We start from the raw sequence: 22727 nt of genomic DNA, 5'->3' as shown, positions 1-22727 counted from the left end.
GTTTTGATTCACCGAAAGAGTAGGACAAAGAATCGTGGAAAGGTTGAAGACACGGTTCTTATTCACTTGTAATCCATATGTTATACAAAAAACTTCTTTGCTCCTGATATTCCCAGATCAGTCTTTAAAGGAAATTTCGCTGAATATATTTCATATATTTCTTTGATATATAGTATATAATCGTTAATTTTGCATATTCTCAAACATAAATGATTATGTGCAAAATAGATGATTTTATAGATGTGACAAGCCGGTACATCGCTGAATTGCTTGATTTGAGGGCGGACATCAGGCCGGTCGAAAAGGATGTCTTGCATACATTCCCAGCCAATATTACTGCCGGTTATACATTTTGTACGGCTAACTTGTTGGGGCATGACGTAGTTCTTCTGTATAGTGCAGACAGTTCTGCATATACTCCGGGGCAGATGCGGAAACAAAAAGAACTGGTTGAGCGAAAAGCCCAATGCCCGGTAATATTTGTATTGCGTACAGTGGCGGCCTATAATGTACGGCGTCTTGTCAGACATCGTGTAAATTTCATCATACCGCAAAAGCAAATGTTCATACCGGATTTGTTGATAGATTTGAAACCGCATAAAAATAATATCGGGGGAGGTGAAGAAACGCAGATTCCTGCAATTGCCCAATGCATAATCCTTTATCATCTTGAAGTAAAGTCTCTCGAAGGGAAAGGAACTTATGATATTGCAGATCTTTTCAACGTGTCGTATGCCAATGTAAACCGGGCGGTCAGATGGCTGAAAGATAAAGAAGTTATCGCTTTATCCGGCGGCAAGACAAAGAGTATGATATTTCAGTTCAAAAAGCGTGAATTATGGGACAGGATGTTGCCGTTCCTGGCGAACCCCATCGAGCGGATTGTATATACCGATAGTCTGCCTGATGAAGTATTTTGTATTAGTGGAGTAAATGCCTTGTCGGAATATTCAATGCTGAACAAGGAAAAAAATGACACTTATGCCATTGCAAAAGAAGAAGCTCGACGGTTGCAAATCCGGACAGACAAGGAATATGGCGAGACCCGCATAGAGATATGGCGTTACAATCCATGTTTTTTCTCAAAAAACGGCATTGTAGACAAATTGTCTTTATTTCTGGCCATGAAGGATATGGATGATGAACGCATTCAAATAGAATTGGAAACTATGATAAATAATATGATATGGTAAGAGGAATTGATAAATTCAGGGAGTTTTTCACCGGATATGAAGGAAACTATGTCATCATAGGTGGTACTGCCTGTGAAATGCATGAAGAAATATATGCACAAACTCCAAGGGCGACCAAGGACATAGACATTATACTGATTGTGGAGGCGCTGTCTTCGGATTTTGCTGCAAAATTCTGGGAGTTTGTAAAAACCGCAGGGTACAGACAAAGGAATAAGGGAACCGGGAACGGGGAATGCAGGCATGAATATTACAGGTTCAAGGAACCGGGAAATCCGGATTTCCCGTATCAGATAGAACTCTTTTCACGAAATATCGGGGTTGTCAAATTCCCGGACGATGCCCACATTACCCCCATTCCGGTTGATGATGACCTGTCAAGTCTGTCAGCCATTTTGATGGATGATGACTATTATAATTATACCATTGAACACAGCACGTTGGAGGAGGGCGTACATATTGCGAACATTGAAAGTCTTATCTGTCTGAAATGCAGGGCCTATTTAGAAATGACCGAGCGGAAAAGCAATGGAGAACAAGTGGACAGCAAACATATCGTCAAGCACAAGAAAGATGTATTCCGGCTGGTTGCCATGCTTGCTCCTGCCGACACCTACGAAGTTCCTGATTCGCTTAAACAAGATGTTGACAGGTTTTGCCTGGCTGTCAAAGAAGAAGTGCCAAACTCTGATTTTTTCAAATCGGCAGGACTTAAAAGCATTTCCGGAGAACAGTTATTGGAACAACTTGAAGCCAATTTCATAACACAACAATGAGAATCCAATACGCATCCGACCTGCATCTCGAGTTTCGGGAGAACAGCAGTTTTTTGAAGCACAACCCGCTGGCTGTTGCCGGAGAAGTGCTTGTCCTTGCCGGAGATATAGGATATATCGGAGATGAGAACTACTCCAGACATCCGTTCTGGGACTGGGCTTCCGGAAATTACAGCCGGGTCATCGTGGTTCCCGGAAACCACGAGTTTTACAAGATGTTCGACATAGACAAGCTGTATAACGGCTGGTCGCTCAAAATCAGGGAAAACATCACCTGCCACTATAATGCCGTTATCCCATTGGGTAACGATATAGAATTGATCGCTACCACACTGTGGTCACATATCCTGTTGCAGGATGCCTATGAAACTGAGGCAGCCATCACAGATTTCCGCAGGATGCGTTACGGCAGCGAACCGCTGGACTGGACAAGGTTCAATGACGAACATTCGCGCTGTTTCCGTTTTCTGGAACAGAGCGTAAAACAAAGTACTGCCAGACATCTCATTGTCGCCACTCATCATGTACCGTCATTCGAACTGATGGCGCCGGAGTTCAAGGGCAGTCCGCTCAATGGGGCATTTACCGTGGAGCTTGGCGGTTTCATTGCAGACAGCCCGATTGAATACTGGATATATGGCCACTCGCACCGCAATATCAATAAGGTCATCGGAAACACCCGGTGCATATGCAACCAGTTGGGCTATGTGTTCAGTAACGAGCATACGTCATTCGATAAGGAAGCGCATATTTCGATTTAAGTCTGCCATACATAAATCCCGTCTGTCAGCCAAGGTCAATATCCGGCAAACAGACGGGTTATTATGTAACAAATTTATGGTTGACTATTGAAGTCGTGGCTTCACCAACTTCCCGTCGATACCGCATGTTTCCAGAACCGCGGTATTTTCTTTGTTGAAGGCGATCAGGCATGACGGCGCTCCGGCCGTACCACCCTGTTCCCCCGTAACATGGTAAAAACTGAGCCGTCCCTTGATAAAGAGTATTGAATCGGCGTTTGGGAATATCAGTTCGTGGAACAGGCGCGTGTCCGTGCGGGCAAAAGTGAGCGCGACGGCATTCCTGTGTTCGACACACCTGCGGATAAACCGGACAATCAGTGCAGTGTCATAGGGAGGATTGCAGAACACACGTCCGAACCAGGGTTGTTGCAGGCCGTCATCCTCAATGGTATAGTGATGTCGCGCCGTATCCCATGGGCGGTTTACGGGCGAACACGGATCCAAATCGAACGGCCCCAGCCTCCGAAGCAGGCAGGGAGGCGTGAGCCATTCGTTCTTTCCGGTAGAAGATTTCCCCTCGAAAGTTACATCCATGACAGCTTAGATTGTATCACCCGAGCCGATTTGGATATCGAACGGGTTGAGATCGAATTCATGGGTGATATTGGTATCATCCTGCTGTGACTCGAGACAATCCTCCGTGAAGATGCAACCTTTGAGCGTTACGGTCGTCGTTGTCCAGTCCTCGCCGGCCATCGGGTTGGCAAAGCTGATAATCAGGTCGAACTCGCCGATTTCGAGCAGCGAGCCGTACACCGAACGCAACAGCTGTTGCGTGGCATAGTCCATCGTGATGCTCGCCGTATAGGTAATGTTCCCGAACCCCCTCGACACCGGCCGTCCTCCCATGCCGTAGTTACTTTCGACCTTGCGCTTCTTCGACCATTTGATGGCCGACACGCCTTCAAGGGTCGTGGAACCTTCATCGATTCCCAGGGCGGTCGATGACAGGGTTATCATCGACCACGAGTATGCTACATTGTTGATTATTGCCATATGCTATGTCTTATTTGCGGTTAATGACAGTCCTTCCTCTACATAAATCTTCACGGCCACGCCCACCGGGACAAGGACATAGGAGATGCGCAGCGTGTCGTCCACCAACACGTTCTGGTTCGGGTCGATAGTGACGGCGTATCCTGAAATTTCCTGCGCCGCCTGCATCTTGGCCAGTATATCCCCGATGAGTGTCTTGAAAGCTGTAATCTTCGACGGGGCGAGGAACCCGGTTGAAGGATTGACCATCAGCGGTGAGTTCACATACGGCAGCAGGGCTGCACGCACGGCACGGCGGCTCTTGTTGATGGTGCGGTTCCGGGCAATGGTACGGAAATCCCCATGTGAGCATGTCTGGTCTTTCGAGATGTAGATCCCGTTCTCGCGGCCGGCATACTTGATGGGAAAAATATACCCCTTATCGTCGAGTTCGTCCAGCAGTGACGGGGAGAGTGACTCGTACCGGTTCAGGCTGAGGAAGTTCTCCTCTGCCTCGTCGAGGTTGATGTCCCCGAACCCCAACTCTATTTCCTGGAAATCGTCCGCGAAGAGATTGAACTGCTTGACCCATGCGATGGATTCGTGCACGTTGGCCTTTGCTATGGCTCCCATAACCGCTCCCAAAAATCCCACGGGCGTATGGTTCCTGTTGCACATCTGCATCGTGGAGATCTTTTCGTGATGCGCCTGGCCGAATATACAGCTGATACGGCTTGATTCACAGATGCATGAAGGTATTTTATTCAGGTCAATCTGACGCCCCTCAGTCGTATCCGCCCCCGTATTGGAAGGATTGGCGGAAAGGATGAGCGAGAGCGGCTGGTTCTGCTCCGCAAGCCCCACGGCCACGTCGTTGAGCCCCTTTACCAGATTGAGGTTGTATTGTTCCGATGCGCCGTTCGCTTTCCACAGCGGCTGTTCCGTCCATATGCCTATCTGGTTGATCATACCCCCGGCAGCACGCTGCATGATTTCCAGCGCATCCCAGTTCGCCGAACAGTCCGCGAACATCACGTAGAGTTTTCCTGAACCGCCCGGATTGCCGGACATGCGGAAAAATTCACGGATATGGTATGCCGGGATGCCGTGCAGGAAATTGACATTCATCTCCTCCTCGTCGGTTGCCTCCACACGTTCGATGATACCGAAGTCGTTCACGGCGGACTTGAACGAGGTGATGTAGCAGACATCGCCAGGCTTGAGCCTGGTCTCATTGGTTTTACCATACCCCTCCGTGAAAAGCGTCGGCTGGAGGGACACGTCGAACAGCAGTCCCGTCACCTTCTCGCCCGACGAGCCGGTATCGTAAGGAATATTGCCGTCCACATCCTTGATAAATACATTACCGAGTGCCATTATGATTTCTTTTTAAGTTCGTTGTAGAAAGGATTCCTGTAGAGTACGGCCTTGCCCCTGATGGCGGCCGCCGTGTCCGGCGCATAGGTTCCTCCGTGCGTGTCGATGTACAGCGACGGATATGCCGGGAACTTTTTCAACAGGGACAGGATGTGAGGCTCTGTCGTCTCCTCCGACCCTGCATTCCCTTTCCCCGCGGTCTTGGCCGGCAGCCTGTCTTCAGTCTCGCCGCCTGTCCCGAGGTTTTCCGATGCCGTTTCCGGAACGGGCACCGCCTGAGCCTCCGGTGCAGGAATATTATTGTTGTCTGTCTGCGGAGTTTCCTCCGTGTTGATTTTCTTTGCCATAACAGTAGAATGAAAATGGGGAACGGGGCCTTGCCTCCGCTCCCCGGGTGGATATTGAGAATGAAGAAAGGTGTGTTATTCGCTCTTCTTGTAGGCGGTATGGACCACGATCTCCGCCGGGCGGACGATGTTCACGTCCATTTTCATGCGCATCTGGAAAAAGAACAGCTCGGAGTTGGCCTGCAGACGGTCGATTTTCAGGATGTCCGTGTCGTTCGCGTAATCCACCCCCATCCACAGGTTGGAGTCCATGCCGGTGGAGAACTCGCCGAGCACCATCGTGTGTTCGGGGATTCCCACGACCGGGACGATGCGCTTGCCCTTGAAGCGATAGCGGTTGACCTCGGTATTCTCGGAATACTTGACCTGCTTGTCCGAGATATATTGGTCATACGCGTCCCAGGCGTCCCATCCGACCACAAAGGTCAGAGATGTCTTCTTTCGGATCTGCTTCGGACATTTCCTCCACATCGCATAGAGCGCCGCCTCCACCGCGGCCCCGTCCGTCAGCTCGGTCGTTCCCGAAATGATGCACTGCCCTCCGGCAACCACCTCGGCATCGGAGGAGTTCACATTGTCGAGGATCCGTTTGATGACCCCGTCAAAATATTTCTCCTTGTTGGCTCCGATTTTCGTGCAGCCTTCCGGTGCGGTAATCTTGGCCACCGTCTCTCCTCCGCGGGCGGAAGTCCAGATGGCGTTTCCGATATACTCGTTTTTCTTGTCCATAAGGAGACGGAGCATCGTCGCCTGGATTTTCGGGTCGAGCTCGCGGAACACGAGATTGCCTTCCGGCTGCGCGAAACGCCAGTACTTCTCGTAGTCCCTCGGGTTAAACTCGAGATAGACCATAAAATCGGACGGCTCAAGATGGCGTTCGGTGAACTGGTACTCGTTCGTGCCGTCATCGCCCTTGGCTCCGTGGATGGGTTGTGGGGTCGGCACGTTGTCCTGGATAATGTTGCCCAGCTTGATGGCAGGAAGCGTATAGCGGTGCTGGATGCCCGTCTTGATATGAATCAGTCCCTCGCGGACTGTATCATTGCCCTGCACGGTATAGGTCAGCAAGTCCTCAAGTACTTCGCCGCTATACCCGTTTTGAAGAAAGTTTACTGTATCAGCCATTGTCGTTTTAAGTTTTCCGTTGAAGAATGAAACTCGGCCGACTGGCGGATACCTGCTGTTTCCGCGCGAGACACTGCGGTCTCCGGCATGTCAGTTAAAATCGGGCGGACGCCCGCGGATAGTCTGTCAGAGCTTTCGGAACTTGAAATCCGCACCGACCACTTCCGCCACCTTCTCGGCCATCAGCTGTTCGGCGGTCTTTGTCGCTTCCGCCGTGGCCTGGATGTTGGCAGGGTCATCGGCGATTTCCTTCGAGATTTTCTCCCGCGCGGGAATGGAAGCCAGCGTGCTTTCCGCCAACTCGAAGTTGGAACCGGCCATCTCCACCCACTGCGTTTTCGCCTCACGGTCAATCTTGCCTTCTGCAATGGCATTCTCCACCAATGTCTCGATACGGGAAGCCTGCTCGTCCTTCTCTTTCTGCTCGTAGGCGGAAAGGCGTGCCGTCGCTGCGGCCAGGTCTGTCTGCAAGTTCCGGATGGAGGCGTCTTTTCCGGCGATGACGGTCTGCGCGTCGCTCAGTGATTTCTGTATTTCTCTGTATTTGGGTTCCATCGCGGCCAGTTCAGAGATACGTGCCATCACGTCCTTGACCTCACCGTCCTTCATGCCCAGCGAGGCTGCAATCGCCCCGTACTCAAAGCCTTGTGTCTTGTTTTCGTTTGCCATATCGTTTTCCGTTTCTGTAAGAGTAGGTTCAATGCCTTTGAAAGGTTTATTTCCCGCGCTGACACGGCTCATCAGTTCCTGGATGGCGGCCGTATCGGTCAATCCTTCTATCTCGTCATGCACTTTACGGCAAAGCTGCTTCGAGGTATGGATGACATGCTCCGCAGGTATGATGCCGGCCTTGACGGCAGCCTGTGCGTCGAAATAGGTCCCGTCCTTTCCTGCCTGTCCGTCCATGATGGCCCGCACATGCTCCGCTTTCAGGCCGAACCGTTTCCGGTAAATCGTCTCGATCTGTTTGGTAAAAGCCGTTACCATGTCCGACGGTTCCCCTCCGTCATCGTCCGGCAACATCGGGTTATGAATCATCAGTATGGCATAATCACGCATGAGAGAACGCTTGCCCGCCGCCCAGATGATGGAGGCCATCGATGCCGCGACCCCTTCGATGATACATTCCGTATCCACCGTGGCATTGGCGATGGTGGAATAGGTGGACATGCCGTAAAGGACACTGCCGCCCTCCGAGTTGATCAACACGCGGATACAGGAGGGACGGATGATATTTTCCAAAAAGTCGAACTCGTCATTGAAACGTGAGGTCGTCTCTTCCGTCACGCGACCGAAGAAACGGATAACAGCCGGCTGGCCTGCCTTCGCCTCTCCGACGACATATTGAAGTGTGTTCATATCCATATGCAAGGGTTATTTGAACAAGAGTAGGCGGTGGAAAAAGAAAAGGTTTTGCACTGCTATTTATGGAAGTGGAAATATGAGAATCCATCCATTTATGGAAATGCGATTATCTTTACAGTATAATAGATTGTTCAAATTACAGACCGGTTGCAACTATTTGTATCAAGACCGGCATGCTGAACATTCTAAATTCAGCAAGTACAGAAAATGTATCATGAGTCTTGTATTATCTGCTGATTCATGTCTGTTTATACGCAGTGCGGATAAATCTCCTGCATGGATTTCAATTTTCCGATCCAGTATCCGAAAAACCAGATACTTCGTCATGTTCCGGACGCGGATGGAAGCCGTGTCCGCCGCTGTCATGTTGCGGCGCATCGCTGTGTTGGGTGAACGGGGGCATGACCACATACCTTTTTACCCAGTCCCTGTATTTCCACGCGGAAGATTCCCTGAACCATACCTCGTAGTCTATCCAGTACGCCTGCAACATATTGGTTGAAAGCGGCATGTCGAAATAGGTCAGGTTGCACCGCTCGCTCAGCGCCGGCTCATGGTTCTTGGCATCCTGTATGGCTACATTGAGCCGCTGGAAGACCAGAAACGCCTCGCATTCCTTGTCTTCGTCCGCATTGTTGAGCGTATTCAGGATAAACCGCACGCGCATGGTGGCGCGTCCCTCACCGATACGCTGTTGCTGTACCAGGTACCTCACGTTGATAAAGTGGATGAACACGGCAGGGAACACAGTCTCATACTCCGTGTTATCGTCACGGACAATGCGGGCGAACTGGCCGTTGTCGATAGCGACGGTTTTGAACAGGGGCGGCGACAACGGGTCGTCCGGATTCTCCCGCAGGGTCAGGACAGCCCGCTTAACGGCCCGGTATATCTCCACGAAAGGGTTCGCGGAAACTTCTTCAGGCAGGCTCTCCGCCGGTGCCGACGGTTGTGCGGGCTGTGGTGCTGGGTGTTTGTCTTTTATCATAACGGCTGGTGTGGAAATCCTTTAAAAATCATATCTATGAAATGGGCGGCGATATAGTCGTCCGTCTTCGGTGAGAATCCGATGAACTGCCGGTGTACGGGACGGCGCGTGGAATACTGGTTTACCGTGTACAGCCCGAACTTCGGATCGGTATTGTGTATGGCGGCATAATGCCCGTAACGCTCCTTGCTGCGTCCCCGCTTGCCCTTGACTGGAAAGCTCTTTTCCGTAGTCCACATGCAATACCTGGCGCCTTTCCGGAAGATGCGCGTACGGTCCGAACGCCGTCCCACTATGTCTGTCCGGCCGGCTTCCGACTGTATGCTCCGGGCCAGAGTCCCCGTATCGTTCATGAGAGGATGGGTGAACCTCTTTCCCCATTTGGAGGTACGAGGCGCCCATTTGCTACCGTTGAATCCCCCCGAAGCGAATGAGGACACGAACTGCTGCCTGGTATAGTCACCGGCAGCAGTTGCGAAGTCGAATACGTTGAACTCCAGCCGGCTGGCCATGACGCGCGTACTGGTCCTGCTTACCCAGTGGCTGCAAAACTCATCAAGCGTTATCTTGGGCATAGGCGAACTTTCCTTTAATGCGTTTCACAATATCATTCATGTAACCCGGAAGCGGGACGGAGAAATAGCGGTGCGCATCGGAAAAGATACGCCCGCCGGTTGCCAGGCTCTCCCGGAAGACCGGATCCACCTTTTCCAGATAGTCTCCCTTATCCGGCAAAGCCGCCCGGACAGCGGCGAACCCCTCCGCGACCAGAAAGCAGCGGCATCCCCATTCGATCGGCGGTATCAGCTCCGGAGGAAACTCGGATTTGCGGAAGGAAATCCCTTCCAATGAAAGATGCCAGGCACGTACCCGTTCATCGCCTTGTGTCATGTAGGTAAGCACGGTATCCATATCCACCGCCATCCACCATGCGGCCATCGAGGCCGCGAAGAATACCTGGTTGTTCTCTTCCTCCGCATGGACGAGGTTATACCTGCGGCATATCTTTTCGTATGCTTCCATGTCCTGTTCATCCGCTGTCTCGGGCAGTTCCCCGAGCATGGCATACTCCTCTGCCGCGGCAAAATCCACCAGGTTGTCTATAGCTGCAATCAGGATGTCACGCTGCTGCCGTTCCCTCTCTGTTGTAAAGGAGTTGTGATTTTTCAGTATCTCCAATGCCCGGTCCATATCGATTCGCAGACCTGTCAGCGCACGGTCTATGAGGAAAGAGGCACGCAGGGTGATGATGTCCTCTATAATGTCGAGACGTTCCGCGCTGTTCTCCCAATAGAGGATCAGCCTGCGGAATGCATCGAAAATGACACGATACTCCTTTTCCGTATCGGATTCCGTGGTTGCAGATGCCCTGACAGCCCTGAACGGAGCGTTGTCCGGGAGCGGAAGACGGGCTTCTATTCCGCTCCCCGCAGAAAATTTCCGACCTTCGCCCCCCGGGGGCGTCCGTAACGCCGGAAATACTCCTCGTCCGACATGATGCCCCGGTCGTTGTGGCTGAGACCGGATGAGCCGCCTTCGGCTCCGAAACCTAATCCCGGGATAACATTGAGCTGCCGGCCCACATTGATACCGAACTCTTTCTCGATCTCATCGGCCGCCACTTCATATTTGTCCGTGATCAGCGAATAGAGCTTGATGCGGTCCTCGTTGCTCATCTCTATCCGGTTCGAATACCGGAACTCCAATCCTCCGGGGATATACCCGATAGCCACCAGGCGGGGGATTATCTCCTCGTTCATGACGTTTTCGATATACCGACGGTAGACTTCGATACGGTCGCGGAAAATGTCCTGGTGTGCTTTCGTGGAACCCACGTACGACTGCATCCCTCCGGCCATCGACTCGGAGCCGAGCACGAGGTTGGCAACTTCCTTGTTCACAAACTCGATAAGCCCGGTATATATCTTTTCCGAGTTGGACATGGTGAATGTCTTGATATCGACCTCGTCCTCAATGCCGGTAACCACCACCTTGTTCTGTGCCGCGTTGGCTATCTCGTTAGCCAGCCTCTTGCGGTCGGCGTTGCTCTCGCTGACCGTCTTTCCGTGGATAATCGGCTGTCCGTAAGTATGGGAAAAGTTCACATAGTTGGCCACCGTGAATTTCTTGGCCAGTATCAAAGGGGTCGTGGCGGAAAAAAGTCCCAAGTCGCCGGAGTTTACCAGTACATAACAACGGTAATATGCCGGGTCATGTAAATCCCAATGCGGCTCCCACAGTCCCTGCCGCTTCAGTACCGTTTTCTGGTCCGGCAACACATTACGCCGTTCGATGATGTTGACTTCCGCCAGCCTGCCCGTTCTGGGGTCAGTATGCGGCATGATTTCAAGCAGGGTGTACCCGTAGAGCTTGGATTCCACTATGCCCTTGATTATCTTGTCGAACTGCGAACCCTGTATCTTCAGGGAGTTCGCCACGTCCTTGATGTATTTTCCCTTTTCGTTTACACGGGCAAGCATATAGCGGTCGCCGAGAATCTGGCTTTCCAGTGTCTCGACAACGGAACGTATATGAGCGTCCTGTTGCAGGCAGGCTTCATACAGGTCAATGAGCCGGGCGCGGTCATCGAGAATATATCCCGAGCCGGTATCCTGACGGCATGAACGGTAGCGGTTGTTGCGCTCGATTTCGCGGACATACTCCTGAATTGTCTTTTTGGAGGTCTTAAAAATACTCTCCAAGAGTTCCCCGTTAAATGATTTGTCCGATGTAGCCATAATTTTTTTGTTTCTTGTTCAAAGAGTAGAGACAATCCTCAAGAGAGGTTTTTACGGCTAAAAGAATATATGGAGAACGGGACTCTTAATGCTTGATTTACAAACCGAAATATACAACTTAAATATATAGATATTTCGGTTTTATTTATGTTGTAAATATCTTATTATCAGTGATTAACAATTTATTAAAAGTGTAATTTATGTATATATTTATAGTGTATTTCATATTAAAAAGATATATCTTTGCACCACGTTAGATACAAATCCAAGAACAATGAAAAAGAGAACATGAAAGAAGAAAAGATTCCCTGCCGGATAATCCGGTACAGGGAGTTCCCCGATCTGCTTTTCGGAACGTTACGGGAAGACGGACCGGTCTATTTCGACGCGACACGCTTCATCCAGGCCAAAGGAGATGCACGCCGGCATAATGTCCGTGATTTCCGTGTCGCTTTCCATCACTGGGCAACGGCGTTGGCAGACGCCTACGGAATAGACAGGGAAAAGATGATCATCCGTGACGAGGCGTCGGGACACCTGTTAATTGATGAATGTCTGGCTCTATTATTTGTCGTTTACATCGATCCCGCGTTCGGTGTCTACCTTCTGGAGCGCGTGGACGAACTGCTGTCCGGTGGATTTACGGTTTCAGACACTTGGCTGGTACAGGCTGCCGGTCTTAGATTTACAAAGGAGGAATTAACGCAAATTTTAGAACAACATGAGACGCAGCACATTTAAACGACCCAAGATGGTGCTCATCTTCAACGGGGCACAGGTTCTTGTAGCGGTCACGCGCTCGCTGCACAGCGCGGCGGAATTGACAAAAGGCAACTTGCAGGCTATCTCATTCTGTTGCACGGGCAAGTATGTATGCAGCGGCGGACTCTATTTCAGGCATCTGCATCCGGATGTGGAAATCGAGCTGGCCGACCTCGGCACACTGATGCTGAAAGATTATGACGCCCTTTGCGGCGAGAAACGCACGTACTATCCGGTGCGCAAGATGGCACATAAGAGAGCCTTGCTTGAAAACAAACGTAAGTCTGATAACCAAAAGAAAGGAGGAAATACCTATGAGGGAAAATAGGAATGTTCCGTTCCGGGACTGGAACATAAGGGTTTCCCGGAACCATAACGGCCAGCTCCATATCTGCGCCGTGGATATATGCGATATACTCAAGCGGGACGAACTGCTTGAAAACGGCGCCATCGCCCGTGTTTGCCCGACGGCATTGAAAATCAGTTTCCGGAAAAACGGCAGGGAACAGTGGGGTTTCCGTCCCATCGATATGCGCCGGCTTTTACAACTGGTACGCAAGGAGACTATTATACCCCGTGACCTGCTTGATGAATTGGAAGTGTGGGGCAACAAGCTTCTGGAACTGGAAGCCGGGGAGCTGCACGCCGTCCCGCAGGACGACATCGTCATGCACTTCGAGGAAGGGTTCCCCGTCACGTTCCGGCGTGTCGGCGACAAGCTGATGGTCAACGCCACGCAGATCACGATGCACTTCGGGAAAATCCCGTCTGAATGGCTACGCATCGCTTCCACGGATATGCTCCGCAGGGAAATGGCCGGCAACGGACATACCGGGAAATACGAGTCGCAAGTCTTCACCACACGGGGGCGGGGGCACGGTGCGACCTGGTTGGAATCACCGCTTGTCATACCGTTGGCCAGATGGATCGCCCCTGACCTGTCTTTGGCGGAATGGTTGGGCGAGGCTATCGGCAAACTCTCCGTGAAACGAGGGAAGACAATCGTACGCGAACGCCCCAGGGTGGCGGCACCCGGTCTGCCCTGTATGGATTGTCCCATGCCGCAGGATATGGAATCGGCGACGAGACTGATTCTGGAACTGCGGAAGGTGGTGAGTGAATCCCTGCCGAAAATCGTATTCTACGAGGAGTTTATCGAGAACAGGGACTGGTTCAAGAGCACGCGCATCGCTGACGAACTCGGCATATCGCCGCGACAGTTGCACCAGTTCCTTGCCGAAGAGGGCATCTGCAAGTACGAGAAGCGGCAATGGGTGGTCTTTCCTTCCTGCCGGGCCTGGCAATGCGATGTGCCTTACACGTGGGAGAACAGCCGGGGCAAGGTATATACTTTCGGATCCACCAAACGATGGACACAGGCCGGACGGGAGTGTATCATAGAACTGTGGCGCAAGAGGAACCCTGAATACTGCCCACCGGGTGCATAGCGATGGAAACGGCATTACAGCGGATCATCCGCAAGACAGGAAGACGGCCGGTAGAGTGCCGTTGCCGTCTGTGCAGGCAGCAATGCCGGATACCGTGCCTCGGTACGCCGGAAGACATCCTCCGGTTGCTGAAAGCCGGATACAGGGAGCGTCTTGCACCCACTCAGTGGGCGGTAGGCCTGCTGTTGGGAAAAATCCCGTATATCGTGCCGATGGTACAGGCGAAACAGGAAGCAGGCGGGTGCACATTCTTTCAGGACGGACTGTGTGAACTGCATGCGGCAGGGCTCAAGCCCACTGAAGGCAGGTTGTCGCACCATACCATCACCATGGAGAACCTGAAGTTCGGAATGTCGCTCTCGTGGAACGTGGCCAAAGAATGGCTGGACGAGCGGAACTTCGACACGATACGGGAGATTGTCCGGATAATGGGAAAATAGATGAGGGACGGTTTCATGAATGAAGTATCAGTATAACCGGTTGATTCCTCCTTTGCCGATTTCATGGAACCGCCTCTTATTAATTCATACCATTTGCAAACAGTTCGTATTAGTCGTGGCTATCCTTTACCAGGAAAACATTTAAACGCGAATGATATGAAACTGAAAAGCAGAATGACCGTCGGGGAGATGTCGGAACACCTGACGGAACATACCGGCAAGTTCGCCAACCGCGTATCCGTGGGGCGTTACGCCAAAAAACTGGGATACGCCGTGTATAAACCGATGATAAACGGCAGGATATGCCAGTTCTATGTCAATCCGTCGATTAAGGATGACGGGGAAGCGGAAACATTACGGACGAACGAACGCGAAAACGGACATGAAAGGGAATGACGACAAAAGGCAACACGTGATACCGTTTATGAAATGCTTCACCGGGCTGGTCGGCGCGTTCACCCCGGAAGAGGTCATCTTCATGCTGTACATGGCAGACCGTACACGCCTGCGTGAAAAAGGTTACGACACCTTGCGCAGCAAGCGGTACTACATGGAGAACATGGAGATGGGTTCGCGGATTTTCGACAAGTGCGTGGAAAAGACAACGCGTATGGGATTGCTTGAACGGGTGCCGGTCAGCGGGATGTACGATTACCTGTGGCACATGGATTCCTACAACCGGCTTGTAGGGATATTGGCGGAACTTGGAAATCCTTTTTCTACCAGGGCATTCTGTCATCGGATGTTCGATGTGGAAAAAAGGACCGTGGCATCCGTCTCTGACGAAGAGGTCAGCCAATGGAAAGAGAGACACCGAAAAGTTTGGGCGTATCTGTCCACGGAACGTAAATGAATAAAAACAGACGGCATCGTTGTGATTTGCCGTCTGTTTTTGTGTTTTTGCGACATAAAATCCGATAAAACCGGAAGGAGGTGGTAGCCGGGTACAATATTATCCGGGCAAACGACAGAATATGCTAAATATACTTATTCAGTTCTTCCACAAGAAGATGCACCGTTGTCGAAGATTCCGCCTGTGCCGGCGGTATTCCCTCCATTCGGCGCAATACGGCTTTTGCGTTCGTGATGGCCTGAGCCTGTTTACCGCCCAGCTCCCTGAAAACACGACCGCCTGTACCGGCTTCCTTGTTGTAGGAGAAGCCCAACAAGCCGGATAGCTTTGTTTCATATTGATTTCTGTGCATCGGGCCTTGTACCAGGTTATAGTGCAGCAAGAACCAATACTCGAAAGCCTGGTTGCTGTATGCCACCCTCATGCCACCGGCTTCCGCCATACCGATAGCCCGGTTGAAATCCCGATCGGGAAAGTCATCCTTGTCAAATACCACCCAGCACTGGTCATACTCGCGTCCTTTCTTCCGCTCTTCTTCTTTCATCCGTAAAGCCTTTTGGACAAGACCTACCGTATTGAGTCCCTGGCCTACCGCTTTAATATTGGCGGAGGTCAGGCGAAACGCATTGAAATAATCCGGTTCCGTATTTACCCCCTCGCAGATGATCAGGAAGGATTGTTTGACCTCACGGACAAAACTGATACGCCTGAGTGTCCGTGCCGCGCGTGGATCACGCTTGTTCGTCCGTGCTGCCATATTCTTCCTCCCTCAGGTCAAATAACCGTTCAAACTGGCCGATGACAGGGATACCGCCATATTTCCCCATCAGGTACTCCTTTTCGAAAGGTGCACTGTTGCGAACCTTGTATTCCGCCAACGAATAGAGTTCCGAGGCTCCAAACGAATCTTTCTGTGTAAACCAGATCTGATCCCTGCGGAACAGGCTTGCATTAAGCAGGTTGGTGTCATGTGTCGTGAAAATCAACTGTGCATTCCTGGGATTTGTCACTCTGGAATTGAACAGCCCGATGATGCGACTGGTCAACAGAGGGTGCATTTTCGAGTCGAACTCGTCGACAACCAGCCTTTTGCCATGATCCAACGCGTCGATTATAGGATAAGCCAGCGAGAAGTATTTGATCGTACCCTCCGACTCGTTTACGCGGAACGGGAAAGTGACCGTCTTCGTGGCGTTGCCCTCCTCGTCATATTGCTGGTGTGAACTGATGACTGTATTGTCAACCTTGCGTATGTCGTCGATTCCGAAGTCTGCAAACCGGGCAAACTCCACAATACGCCTTTTCATGGACGGATCATCGATCTGGGCTATCGCCATTTCCCAAATCCGCTCGTCGCTGCTGCCAAGAACAATCGTGGTGTTGGCCAGCCATCCCATGATTTCCACTGAGACGCTTTCGTTGAACTGTGCTGCCACGGAAAGAAGCAGCGCATTGTCGCGCACCATTTTTTTGGCGACAACCTCTTTGCCGACCGAAAATTTGGGATGCAGTTCATACTCATCGCCGTCACGCAGGAACAGCTCCACCTCCTTTGCCTTGCGCTTGTTGCCCTTTTGATAAAGCCACTCCCGGTGTACACGTTTTTCATCGACTTCGAACCCATAGCGGTATTGGACCGTTTCGTCGGCAAAGACCGCCTCAAAATAACTGGGCTCCTGTTCCGTCCTCCGGTTGAGACGGAAACTTTCCACCCGTATGCTTTCGCCGGACTGCACGCCTTTGGAGGAATTGATGACAAACCATTTGAAGAAATCGAGCGCTTTGACCAGATTCGATTTCCCGCTGGCATTGGCCCCGTAGATGACCGCACTCTTCAGCAAAGAGAGGTTCGTACCTTCAAGCTCAAAAACAATCTCATCGGACCGGGTCTGTTTTTCTTTCAGCGCGGAAGCAGCCAAAGACAAGGTCGCCGGCTCCTTGAACGAAAGGAAATTTTCGACTGTGAACTGAATAATCATATTATATCGCAGTTATATGTAAATTTTATGCAAATATATGGGATATTTTTCATATATAGATGTTTTATCGGATCTCTTTTTGCGGTTATTTTCCTGCACGTGAAAATCAGACCGTTTTCGTTCTTGCAATGCTGCCCTGCAAAAGGCGACTGCAATTTTCCGAAGCGGCAACATCGGCTTGCGATTCATGCTCCCGATAGTGGAATTTGGGTGGAAAGACGCGAAATTCGCCACATCTTTCCTTTCAATGTGGTACAAATGTACCGTGTATCTGACAGGAGGGGTGTTACAAATGTAGCAACAATACTATAAGTAGTATTATACAAGAAGAAAGAAGAAAGATGTACTTTTTTCTTTGACGCAAAGAAAAAAGATACCAAAAAAGAAACAAATCATGACAGACGGCACGCCGTCTGTTTTTGTTTTTTTGAATCGGAAAGTGTTGAAAACGGATAAGATGAGGATTAAAGGACCACTTCCTCCCCAGATACAAGAGAGAGAAACAGAACGAATACCTTATACCGTCACCCTCTTACCGTCTGGCATCCTTGTCGCGGTTCAGCCTTACGACAGAGCGTACGCAGTCACGTACCAGTTCGGCATCTCTCCGCTCCATGAAATAGTTCCCGCATTCCAACCGTTTCCTGTCTGCCGGCCTGTTGTTGTCCCTGCATTCACGGATTTCCAGTATGTCATTCAGGTAATAGTACTTGTCACCGCGTCTGACACGTGTTGCCAGCCGTTCGAGTTCCTTCAGCCGTCCGTTCCATGCAAGCCCTTTCTGGCGTAAGGCATCGGAAAACCTGCCGCGGCCACTGGTTCCGATAGGCAGTATCTGGAGATTCACCGCGTACCCGACTGTTTCATGCAGGGAATAGCGCAGGCTCCCGTCTTCATCCAGCAGGCAATACAGCACAACACGTCCTTTTGCGTCGATTTCCTTGAAAGCCCCCAGTATTACATGCTCATCCAGGATGCTGAGTTTTACCAACTGCCCGTCTTTGGGAGCATAGAGAGATTCCGAACATACACCCCGGCGCTTGTCCCATGCAAGATGGCCTTCGTTCAGCAGGCGTTGGAGGGCAATCTTTTGCTCTGCGCTCGCTTCCCGGCAATCATTCAGAAACATGACCGCGTCATCGGTAACGAGTTCTCTGCCCGCAGTCATCCTTACCGGAACCGACACGCAATTACCCGTGACATCTCCCACAAGTCCGGTTTCCGATGTCCCACCGTTGAAGACGACCATTCCCTTGCGAATGGACGACCCACCCGTGCTGTCTTTCGGAATACTCCCGATTTTCTTCTTATGATATGATTCCATTCTTTCGATTCTTTATCCAGATATTTCCTGTAACAGCAAAATGCCATACTTCATACATAAGTGGATACAATACGGCAAATATACGTATAATTCACCAAAAAGGCAGGTGACTGAACCCCATTTCTTCTGCATTTCCACGGTTTCCTGTATAAAGTCACAAAAACCGTACAAATAAGTCGGAATCCATGTGGATAGCTTCGTTCTGTATATTCTATATGATTAAGGAACAAAACATTACAAGATTGTCCGATTGTGAAAAGCATATCCGAACATACTGAATGACAGGAATACACATCCTCCTTTTCCGTCGTCCAATCCGGTTAAGAACAGTCAATATACCGACGTGTCTCTATATATTTTTTGATGCGTTTTCAGCGTATCTAAAAAACAGCTTCAAGCCGGAACCCGGAAATTGTGCAGAAAGTCTGTACACCCGTGAAAATTGAAAGGACAGGCATCCACAAGTGAGAATATCTCAAAAATATGGGACATGGTGAACACCAGCACCTTAAGCAACCATGATAAATACAAGTACTTTACTGTATATTTTTTGATACCTGCTTACAGTTTCAATCCGAAAGCCGCATTTTGAGCCGTTTTGGAAAACCGGACTTGAAAAAACGGCCCGAGGACAGAGACCGAATCCGCACCCGAGGGTACACCCTCCCTAATCTTTTTATTTTTATTACACCATTGAATATCAATAATTTATTAGGTTTACTTTTGTATAAAGTAAGCCTAAAAACGTCTTTTACATTATCTTTGCTTACAAATTGAAAGTAAAAAAATCTTTTCAGTCCTATTTTATCCATTTTAAGCAGTTAATAATCTGATAATCAATAGACAAAACTGATTTTGATTTTATACATACGTTGAAACGGGGCTTTTTTGATTTTTGCAAAGGAAAAATTTTTTTCAAAGAAAATCATTTTTTCTATTTTATTGATATTCAACTATTTACAAATCCCCTTCGCGCGCGTGCGTTCCATATTTGCAAAAAGGCTGTTTTTGGAACGTTCCAAATTTTTTTTCTCAAAAAGTTTTGCAGTTCTGAAAAACGGTTTTATAATAGTCATGTACTCGAAAGCCAAACAAACGGCAAACAAGTACGGAGAAAAACGAATAAAAAAATAGATAGTAAAAAACAGAATTAAAAAACAGAAAAGCAAAGACCGCCGAGAGCGAGAAACAAAAACGGCGTTTACACGAAAGTGAGTTGTTGAGCCGTCAAAGGGTAACACCCGAAACAACACCGTGTGCGTTTAGGTACGCTTAAAGAGTGCGTTAAATAACCACGCTTCGCACGGGGCAATAATACCAGTATTGCCAACCTACGAAAGTAGGGAAATTTATGGAACGGGATAAATCGTATTTATTCCGAGTGCCGGAAATACGTCAAGACTTTTGCAAGTCGCTGGGAGTATTGAGAATACCGCCACTGAAAAGGACGTGCAAGAATAATGCCATAATTGCGCCCTTGTGCGCACGGAGATAAAATGCACGGTAGCGGAAAAACAGTCCGCACGGAGCTTGAGAAAAGAGCATTGCCAATGTTATGCCCATAATCACCAGCCGCCCACCGCCTTACTGTTAGCTGCCGGATTGGAAAAGATCCGGAACGTGCCAGAGAAGCGTCTTGCCGAAATTGGAGTAAAGCAGCGCAGAGCCACGACACGATGAGTAGAACTCGTGCAAAGATACGATATGCCGAAAATGCGCTCATTTGGATAGCTCTGCTATGGGGTACGTTTTAAGTGCGACAAAGTTACGAAAAATTTTGCCGTGCAGGGTGAAATGCACGGCAAATTTTTGGGCGCGTGGCAGGAAATGCCACACTTTGCGCTATGGTGCAGAGTTCGGGGTTCGACTCCCCGAGTGCCCGCAATGCGTGATTTTGCGCAGTGTTTCTAAAATTTTATCATTATGGCAACTTCTAAATTGAACAAGGAACAGTATGCAAACATCGGTTCGTTTGCAGGTATCATGTTGGTTTACAACTCTACCAACAAGGACGGTGAACTCGTGCAGACGGCACAGCACTTTTTCGGTGCGGACTTTGAGCCTGCCGACAAGTCGGACAACGAGATTTTCCGTGTGATTAAAAACATGGTCGCAACTATGTGGCACACCATTGCGGAGGAAAAGAAACTGCGTGCCGATGCCGACGGCATACGCTCGAAATTCCGTGCCACAACCCCTGCGGAAATCATCATCTGCGAGAAGTCGGGAAATCGTATCAAGAAGTACGACCTTACCGACAGCGTTTGGGCGCGTATCGGTCTTGTGCCGACCAAAGTAGACCTCGAGAAGTCAAACCGTGATTTCCAAAAGACAATCCATGCCGCTGCAAAGGCTATCCGCAACGCCATGAATTTCGCCCCGAATCTCGCCAGCCTCGAAAAGCCAACCGAGAAAACGACCAAGACCGGCAAGGCTGAAAAGGTGGTGGAACAGCCTGCCGGAACGGTTGCCGACGAAAGCAAAAAGGCGGCATAAGGGCAACGGAGTAACTGAAACCTGCCCGAAAAAGGCAAAAGGACGGCAGGCAGCCCGCTGAACGTGTGGGACTGCCTGCCCTTTTCGTATCTGCCGTCGTAAGCGCGTGTTCTTGTGACGTATGCCACGGATACGCGCTTTTCATTTCGGGCGAAAGCAACTGTAACGTGATAGGCGAAAAGAATTTCCCGGCAAAAAACGGTGCCGGGACTGTACCTCCGCCGCAGGACGGGGAGTACACCGTGGACGACCTGAAGACCGCTCTGGAAGAGTCCGAGCGGTCGCTGCATGATGCCGTCTTCATAGCCCGCCAAGTGTGGGAGAAGGACTGCGATGCCGTGAAGTTCGACATCGACGACCTTGTGCAGATAGAATCGGCATTGCAGGAGATATGCAACATCACCGCAGGAATTGACAGCGGGGACGATGGCGAGTGACATGACGCGCACACGTGCTGCGGAAACTGCGGGGCGTGCGCGCTTTTTCGGGCATTGATATACACTGTGTCAGGATTGCACCCTGAAATGCCCGCACTTTTCTAAAATTCCCTCCGATATGACTTCCTTGCGCCGTGAGGCGTTGTGCCTACCTTGTATATAACACGGTTAAGCACGGTCTGGCGTTCTGCGGAACCGCCTGCCGTGCTTCCGCTGTTATCCTGTGCGGGGAAGCGGAGAACGGATGTGCCAATAATAAAACGAATAAATATGATAGAAGTGTTTGACGCAAAGCGCACCCGCAGTTACGGGTGCTTTGCCAGTTTCAAGGCTGCCACCGATACGCTTGACAGCCTTGCCGCGACGGGACAGCTCGGAAGTGTGCCCGCTGTCAGCGTGGCGGCGTATTGCAGCGGCGTGTTACAACGGGAATATGAAGCGGTGTTTGTCGGTGGGAAATGGCGTGTGCCGAAATCTCCGAAAAGGCGGATGCCGGAAACGAGACCTGCCCGTGGGAGACGTCGGCGGAAATGGTGCAAGGAGTACGCTACGGCGGAGCTGATGTTCCGAGAAGGGTTTCCCGACCATTTGAACCGCAGTTATCCGCTCTCGGCGGACAGCCTGAGACGGTGCAACCGGAAATGCAGAATTTATATGCAATAATAAAAACGCAATGAGTATGAAAACATTAGCAGACGTGAAACGGAAAATGACGCTTGGCTCGAAGTGGCGGTGCGTCCGGCTGTTCGAGGGCGGAAAAGACCTCGGCGTGCGTGAGGTCGGGAAAGTGCAGGGTAATGCCGTGGCATTCCTCAAACCCGACGGGAAACTCTCGTGGCTATGGTGGCCAAAGGCAAAGGACGTGCAGGTGGAAGAAAACGCCTTCACCGTGCTCCAGAACGGAGTGCCCAAGCTCAAGTACATCTATGCCGGATAGGTGTTCCGGAAAAAATCATGCAAAATAATATGAATTAATAACAACTATGGGGGCGGAATGCCCCTATGCTTTTATAAACGGATAAAGAAAATGACAGAAATAACGAGAAAGCAGATATCTGGTCTGCGGGTAAAGATGTATTAACGGCTATGGGAGAGGAACATAGAATCAACGAGATAAAAGGTGTCATCATCAGCCGTGCCCTGCTCAAGGAATACGGGTATGATGGCGATATGCCCACCGACAAACAGATGCAGGTCATCGGCAACGGGTTACTTGAATACTGGGGCGTAAGCGACGGTTTCAAGGAAGCCCTCGCCAGTACAATGGAGAACATGTTCGGTGTAAAAGCAAAAGATTAGGT

At 50.3% G+C, this 22727-nt stretch carries 27 protein-coding genes; 14 read left to right on the top strand and 13 right to left on the bottom strand.

What is annotated here, in order from left to right; genetic code table 11:
* The first annotated feature begins 215 nt into the window (after positions 1 to 215).
* From DWW03_RS08055 to DWW03_RS08045, 3 genes are read left to right on the top strand one after another with little or no spacing between them, the layout of a single operon-like run.
* On the top strand, positions 216 to 1193 hold the full coding sequence (locus DWW03_RS08055; RefSeq protein ID WP_004303975.1) for a hypothetical protein: 978 nt from the start codon (positions 216 to 218) through the stop codon (positions 1191 to 1193).
* On the top strand, positions 1187 to 1969 hold the full coding sequence (locus DWW03_RS08050; RefSeq protein ID WP_004293600.1) for a hypothetical protein: 783 nt from the start codon (positions 1187 to 1189) through the stop codon (positions 1967 to 1969). Before DWW03_RS08055 ends, DWW03_RS08050 begins: the two co-directional genes overlap by 7 nt.
* Positions 1966 to 2730, top strand: coding sequence for a metallophosphoesterase (locus tag DWW03_RS08045; RefSeq protein ID WP_004293601.1), 765 nt, complete (start codon positions 1966 to 1968; stop codon positions 2728 to 2730). The genes DWW03_RS08050 and DWW03_RS08045 overlap by 4 nt, the downstream gene beginning before the upstream one ends.
* An 84-nt stretch (positions 2731 to 2814) precedes the next feature.
* Here DWW03_RS08045 and DWW03_RS08040 read toward each other — a convergent pair whose 3' ends face one another.
* From DWW03_RS08040 to DWW03_RS07995, 10 genes are all read right to left on the bottom strand, one after another.
* On the bottom strand, positions 2815 to 3306 hold the full coding sequence (locus DWW03_RS08040) for a DNA N-6-adenine-methyltransferase (protein WP_004293602.1): 492 nt from the start codon (positions 3304 to 3306) through the stop codon (positions 2815 to 2817).
* 6 nt (positions 3307 to 3312) lie between these two features.
* A complete protein-coding gene (locus DWW03_RS08035; protein WP_004293603.1) occupies positions 3313 to 3768 on the bottom strand; it encodes a hypothetical protein in 456 nt (151 codons plus the stop codon).
* Positions 3769 to 3771: 3 nt separating this feature from the next.
* Positions 3772 to 5124 (bottom strand): DUF2586 family protein, encoded by a 1353-nt coding sequence (locus DWW03_RS08030; RefSeq protein WP_004303973.1) that lies wholly within the window; start codon positions 5122 to 5124, stop codon positions 3772 to 3774.
* Positions 5124 to 5471: a hypothetical protein gene (locus DWW03_RS08025; RefSeq protein ID WP_004293605.1), complete on the bottom strand. Its 348-nt coding sequence runs from the start codon at positions 5469 to 5471 to the stop codon at positions 5124 to 5126. Before DWW03_RS08025 ends, DWW03_RS08030 begins: the two co-directional genes overlap by 1 nt.
* A gap of 75 nt (positions 5472 to 5546) precedes the next feature.
* Positions 5547 to 6596, bottom strand: a complete 1050-nt coding sequence (locus DWW03_RS08020; protein ID WP_004293606.1) for a hypothetical protein — start codon at positions 6594 to 6596, stop codon at positions 5547 to 5549.
* 126 nt (positions 6597 to 6722) lie between these two features.
* A complete protein-coding gene (locus DWW03_RS08015; protein ID WP_004293607.1) occupies positions 6723 to 7961 on the bottom strand; it encodes a Clp protease ClpP in 1239 nt (412 codons plus the stop codon).
* Between the two features lie 283 nt (positions 7962 to 8244).
* Positions 8245 to 8949: a hypothetical protein gene (locus tag DWW03_RS08010; protein ID WP_004293608.1), complete on the bottom strand. Its 705-nt coding sequence runs from the start codon at positions 8947 to 8949 to the stop codon at positions 8245 to 8247.
* The gene (locus tag DWW03_RS08005) at positions 8946 to 9524 is read right to left on the bottom strand and encodes a hypothetical protein (protein WP_008860784.1); all 579 of its coding nucleotides are present in this window, start codon (positions 9522 to 9524) and stop codon (positions 8946 to 8948) included. The genes DWW03_RS08010 and DWW03_RS08005 overlap by 4 nt, the downstream gene beginning before the upstream one ends.
* Entirely contained in the window at positions 9505 to 10140 is a 636-nt protein-coding gene (locus DWW03_RS08000) for a phage minor head protein (protein ID WP_008142943.1), read from the bottom strand. Before DWW03_RS08000 ends, DWW03_RS08005 begins: the two co-directional genes overlap by 20 nt.
* Before the next feature lie 224 nt (positions 10141 to 10364).
* The gene (locus DWW03_RS07995) at positions 10365 to 11687 is read right to left on the bottom strand and encodes a DUF935 family protein (protein ID WP_008142945.1); all 1323 of its coding nucleotides are present in this window, start codon (positions 11685 to 11687) and stop codon (positions 10365 to 10367) included.
* 288 nt (positions 11688 to 11975) lie between these two features.
* Between DWW03_RS07995 and DWW03_RS07990 the strand changes: the two genes are divergently transcribed.
* From DWW03_RS07990 to DWW03_RS07965, 6 genes are all read left to right on the top strand, one after another.
* Positions 11976 to 12428 carry a hypothetical protein gene (locus DWW03_RS07990; protein ID WP_004293612.1) on the top strand — a complete coding sequence of 151 codons (453 nt, stop codon included), beginning with the start codon at positions 11976 to 11978 and terminating at the stop codon, positions 12426 to 12428.
* 10 nt (positions 12429 to 12438) lie between these two features.
* Complete coding sequence (locus DWW03_RS07985; RefSeq protein WP_004303967.1) at positions 12439 to 12777, top strand: hypothetical protein; 339 nt, start codon at positions 12439 to 12441, stop codon at positions 12775 to 12777.
* Positions 12764 to 13897, top strand: coding sequence for a phage antirepressor KilAC domain-containing protein (locus tag DWW03_RS07980; RefSeq protein ID WP_004303966.1), 1134 nt, complete (start codon positions 12764 to 12766; stop codon positions 13895 to 13897). Before DWW03_RS07985 ends, DWW03_RS07980 begins: the two co-directional genes overlap by 14 nt.
* A 2-nt stretch (positions 13898 to 13899) precedes the next feature.
* Positions 13900 to 14337 (top strand): hypothetical protein, encoded by a 438-nt coding sequence (locus DWW03_RS07975; RefSeq protein ID WP_117700951.1) that lies wholly within the window; start codon positions 13900 to 13902, stop codon positions 14335 to 14337.
* 156 nt (positions 14338 to 14493) lie between these two features.
* Positions 14494 to 14733 carry a hypothetical protein gene (locus DWW03_RS07970; RefSeq protein ID WP_004293616.1) on the top strand — a complete coding sequence of 80 codons (240 nt, stop codon included), beginning with the start codon at positions 14494 to 14496 and terminating at the stop codon, positions 14731 to 14733.
* Positions 14734 to 14761: 28 nt separating this feature from the next.
* Positions 14762 to 15190 carry a hypothetical protein gene (locus tag DWW03_RS07965; RefSeq protein WP_259301986.1) on the top strand — a complete coding sequence of 143 codons (429 nt, stop codon included), beginning with the start codon at positions 14762 to 14764 and terminating at the stop codon, positions 15188 to 15190.
* Between the two features lie 124 nt (positions 15191 to 15314).
* On the opposite strand, the gene DWW03_RS07960 is transcribed toward DWW03_RS07965, so the two are convergent.
* The 3 genes from DWW03_RS07960 to DWW03_RS07950 form a co-directional block, all read right to left on the bottom strand.
* Positions 15315 to 15947 (bottom strand): RloB family protein, encoded by a 633-nt coding sequence (locus tag DWW03_RS07960; protein ID WP_004293618.1) that lies wholly within the window; start codon positions 15945 to 15947, stop codon positions 15315 to 15317.
* The gene (locus DWW03_RS07955; RefSeq protein ID WP_004293619.1) at positions 15922 to 17169 is read right to left on the bottom strand and encodes an AAA family ATPase; all 1248 of its coding nucleotides are present in this window, start codon (positions 17167 to 17169) and stop codon (positions 15922 to 15924) included. The genes DWW03_RS07960 and DWW03_RS07955 overlap by 26 nt, the downstream gene beginning before the upstream one ends.
* A gap of 532 nt (positions 17170 to 17701) precedes the next feature.
* The gene (locus DWW03_RS07950) at positions 17702 to 18493 is read right to left on the bottom strand and encodes a hypothetical protein (RefSeq protein WP_117700947.1); all 792 of its coding nucleotides are present in this window, start codon (positions 18491 to 18493) and stop codon (positions 17702 to 17704) included.
* A gap of 1938 nt (positions 18494 to 20431) precedes the next feature.
* Between DWW03_RS07950 and DWW03_RS07935 the strand changes: the two genes are divergently transcribed.
* From DWW03_RS07935 to DWW03_RS07915, 5 genes are all read left to right on the top strand, one after another.
* Positions 20432 to 20989: a hypothetical protein gene (locus DWW03_RS07935; RefSeq protein ID WP_259301985.1), complete on the top strand. Its 558-nt coding sequence runs from the start codon at positions 20432 to 20434 to the stop codon at positions 20987 to 20989.
* A 167-nt stretch (positions 20990 to 21156) separates the two neighbouring features.
* A complete protein-coding gene (locus DWW03_RS07930; RefSeq protein ID WP_008143004.1) occupies positions 21157 to 21426 on the top strand; it encodes a hypothetical protein in 270 nt (89 codons plus the stop codon).
* A 270-nt stretch (positions 21427 to 21696) separates the two neighbouring features.
* Entirely contained in the window at positions 21697 to 22089 is a 393-nt protein-coding gene (locus DWW03_RS07925; protein WP_004303960.1) for a hypothetical protein, read from the top strand.
* A 16-nt stretch (positions 22090 to 22105) separates the two neighbouring features.
* A complete protein-coding gene (locus tag DWW03_RS07920) occupies positions 22106 to 22363 on the top strand; it encodes a hypothetical protein (protein WP_004303959.1) in 258 nt (85 codons plus the stop codon).
* A 149-nt stretch (positions 22364 to 22512) separates the two neighbouring features.
* The gene (locus tag DWW03_RS07915) at positions 22513 to 22725 is read left to right on the top strand and encodes a hypothetical protein (RefSeq protein WP_004293628.1); all 213 of its coding nucleotides are present in this window, start codon (positions 22513 to 22515) and stop codon (positions 22723 to 22725) included.
* Positions 22726 to 22727: the final 2 nt, after the last annotated feature.

The sequence above is a fragment of the Alistipes sp. AF14-19 genome, assembly GCF_003461645.1.
Classification (GTDB): domain Bacteria; phylum Bacteroidota; class Bacteroidia; order Bacteroidales; family Rikenellaceae; genus Alistipes; species Alistipes shahii.
The sequence above is the reverse complement of the archived record's forward strand: the minus strand, read 5'-3'. Positions and strand labels throughout refer to the sequence as shown.